3 protein-coding genes are annotated in these 3359 nt (G+C 43.9%); 2 read left to right on the top strand and 1 reads right to left on the bottom strand.

What is annotated here, in order from left to right; all coding sequences use genetic code 11:
• A partial coding sequence (locus VF500_RS04460; protein ID WP_330858526.1) for a FecR family protein occupies positions 1 to 1026 on the bottom strand: 1026 nt, incomplete at its 3' end.
• A gap of 138 nt (positions 1027 to 1164) precedes the next feature.
• Between VF500_RS04460 and VF500_RS04455 the strand changes: the two genes are divergently transcribed.
• Positions 1165 to 1755, top strand: coding sequence for an RNA polymerase sigma-70 factor (locus tag VF500_RS04455; RefSeq protein WP_330858525.1), 591 nt, complete (start codon positions 1165 to 1167; stop codon positions 1753 to 1755).
• 258 nt (positions 1756 to 2013) lie between these two features.
• Positions 2014 to 3359: phospholipase D-like domain-containing protein (locus VF500_RS04450; RefSeq protein WP_330858524.1), on the top strand; the 1346-nt coding region annotated here is incomplete at its 3' end.

The raw sequence follows: 3359 nt of genomic DNA, 5'->3' as shown, positions 1-3359 counted from the left end.
GTATTGAATATCTACATCATACCAGCGGCTCACCTGCTTCATAACATTCACAATGCTTTGATCATGAAATATAAAAAAGCCGTTTATCCAGGCCATGTTGGCTTCAATATCTGCCTGGCTCACTTTTATTGATGAGCCGTTTTGATTTATAGTTCCTTGTTGTCCCGGTAACAGCATCACTGCAGCCGTACCTTTACTCATTTTAACAGATCCTTCCAGTAATGTTGTGGTTATATCCGGGTTATCGCTATAGGCGTTAATATTAAAGTGGGTGCCAAAAACCTGCACTTGTGTGCCATTGGCCTTAACTATAAATGGGTGAGCTTTATCTTTAGCCACTTCAAAATAGGCCTCGCCGTCCAGTTCAATTTCACGGTTAGCCCCGTTAAAAAACTCAGGAAATTTGATTGACGACGCAGCGTTGAGTTGTACTTTGGTACCATCTTCCAGTATAACCTGGTATTGACCGCCGCGCGGGGTGGTGATGGTATTAATTTCGGGGATGGCTGCATGCCCTTGCCCGCCCGGCTTCCTGTCAAATTTATAAACCACTACGCCGTTAGCCGCCTTACTCACTTTTACTCCTGCATTTGCCGCCAGCTGACCATTTTTAGCATCATCAAGTACTATTTTACTGCCGTTTGCCAAAGTCAGATAGGCCTTGTTGCTGCCGGGCAGTATGGTTGTTTCATCTTTTTTTGCGATAATATTGGTATCATTATTCTTTTTAGCAGGCATAAACAGTAATCCCGCAAGTACAGCCATAACGGCCAGCGAAGCAGCAGCCCATAGCCACCTGTAGTTGGTACGTTTAGGGATTATTACAATAGCCTCCCTCCTGTTTTCACTTAGTTTTTGCCAGATCCGTGCACGTACTTCCAAAGGATCAGTATCTTGCTCCGTCCATACGTCGTCGGGCAGGTGCATGTCATCGCTGTATGCAGCCAGCAATTCTTTCTCGGCAGGAGTGCATTCACCATCGAGATACTTTTGGTATAGCACCAAAAACTCTTCTTTAGTTATCATTAAATGTTATGATCTGAGGTTTATAAAAGGGAAGTGTAGATTAGCAGGCAGCACACACATACTTTTTTATCTTTTTGTCACTTTCCCGATAATTTTAAAAATTAGCGTTGCTTTTTATACATTTACCTACCCAATTATATGCTTTACAGTTCCCTAACAGATGCCGAGTTGTGGAATGCCGTTCGTCGGGACGACGAGCTGGCATTTACTGCCCTGTTTGAAAGGTACTGGGTAAGGTTGTATAAACTTGCTAAGAACTATCTCAAAAACCAGGAAACAAGCGAAGAACTGGTACACGACATTTTCCTGAACATCTGGAACCGGCGCGGGACACTTGAAATAGATTCCCTACAGGCTTTTTTGCTCACGGCAGCGCGTTACCAGGTGTACAACCGTATGCGGGCTGCAAAACCTATGATGTTGATTTTAGGTGATACGCTCCCCGCAAATGAGCCATTTCAAAACAACGAAGGTGAGGAACACCTGATTGAACAGGAACTGCAACAGGAATTACAGCAATATCTTGTACAACTACCAAAGCGCTGCCAGGAGATATTTTATATGAGCAGGGTGAAAAACCTATCAAACCAGGAAATAGCCGACAGCTTTGGCGTTTCAAAACGTACTGTCGAAAATCAGATAACTACAGCATTAAAACATTTGAGGAGTTGTTTGAAGTATACATCGACAGTGATTGTTTTTTTCCGGTTGTTGCTTTTCCGTCACTAATATATATTGCTGATATTTTGGGATGAATCGGATATTGAGAACAAAAGACATCCGAAATACTTTATCCCGAAATTTGATCCTCTTAAATGGCGAGGCGTGCCGAATCAATTGCCGGGTTAACAAACTGGTCGTTTTTAAAACTCAGATCAGGTATTCCGGATCCATTAACCACCCAGAACAGTAACCACTGAATTTCAATAAGTTAATATTGTATTTATCAAATAAATAGTATATTTAGGCACCTAAATAATTCACACCATGAGCTCTCTAACCGTAAACATCCTGCGTGGCGATGCCAAAGTGTTCATTGCCTGTAATCTTGCTAAAAAAGACACCAAGAACCTGGCCGGCTTTACTTTTTATTGTGAACCAGGCACAGAAACGCCTTACTATATATTTAACCAGCTGCAATTTGCCGATCCGGCAAACCATGCCCAAGTTGCTTTGGAACCACCAAGATCAAGCATTAATTCACCGATCCAAAAATTCCGCTGGCTCCATGTGCCAGGTAGCCTTCATCAAAAAGACAAGGTATTTTATGGGCTTTATAAATATACCGTAACGCCCAGGTATTTTAAGGACGGTCGGTTACTGCCAATAGACAAAACTTTGAGCGTGACCGTAAGCACCCTGGTAGAACCTTTCAGAAAAGGGGATATCGAACTTGGCTTTACCCGCGGGTTCGTACAATCGCAAGCCTTCGGTAACCGTTTTGGCAAAGATGCCCCGCTTAAACCAAAAGGTAAATCTCTTTTGTATAACACTTCCCAACAAGCCGGAACCAACAGCGCAGGCGACAACTATACCTTTTTAGACGAATACATTTGGTCGGGCTTTACAGCAAGGGAAAAGATCTTCGAAATTGTTAAACAGGTAGTGACAGACCAAAGCCTGTTTTTGGATGTGTTTGCTTATGACCTGAACGAAACCGACCTGCTGGCCCATTTCCTGACGCTGGCCGGGCAAGGCCGCATCCGTATAATTCTGGACAATGCCGCGTTGCATCACGACGACAAAGCGCCTAAACCGGAAGACCAGTTTGAACAACAATTCAAAATAGCTGAGAGCAAGCAATCGGGTGGAACTCCTGCTGAATCGGGCATCATTCGCGGAAACTTCAACCGTTACCAGCATAATAAGATCTTTATCGTTTCCCAGGGTCCCACACGGATACCTGTCAAATTACTTAGCGGCTCAACCAACTTTTCAGTGACCGGGATGTATGTCAATTCCAATCATGTGATCGTTTTTAATGACACCAAAGTAATTGAACTTTACCAGCAACTATTTGAAGCCGCCTGGACAAAAAAAACAGATGTACCATCTTTTTTGGCCACCAACCTGCCAAAACAGGAATTTACATTCAGTGAGGTGGGCCTGCCGCCAATGTTTGTCACTTTCGCACCCCATGAGGAGGCGCAGGCACTGGCAAATTTAAAAAAAATCACTGCCCGGATAGCGGCAGAGCAAAGTTCCGTGCTTTTCGCGGTCATGGCCACCGATCCCAAATCAACCGGGCCGGTAATACCCGCATTGATCAAGCTGCAAAAACGAATGGACATCTTCAGTGCCGGTATCACAGACTCCACTAACAGCTTAAAATT

The sequence above is a fragment of the Mucilaginibacter sp. genome (assembly GCF_036383575.1).
Classification (GTDB): Bacteria; Bacteroidota; Bacteroidia; order Sphingobacteriales; family Sphingobacteriaceae; genus Mucilaginibacter.
The sequence above is the reverse complement of the archived record's forward strand: the minus strand, read 5'-3'. Positions and strand labels throughout refer to the sequence as shown.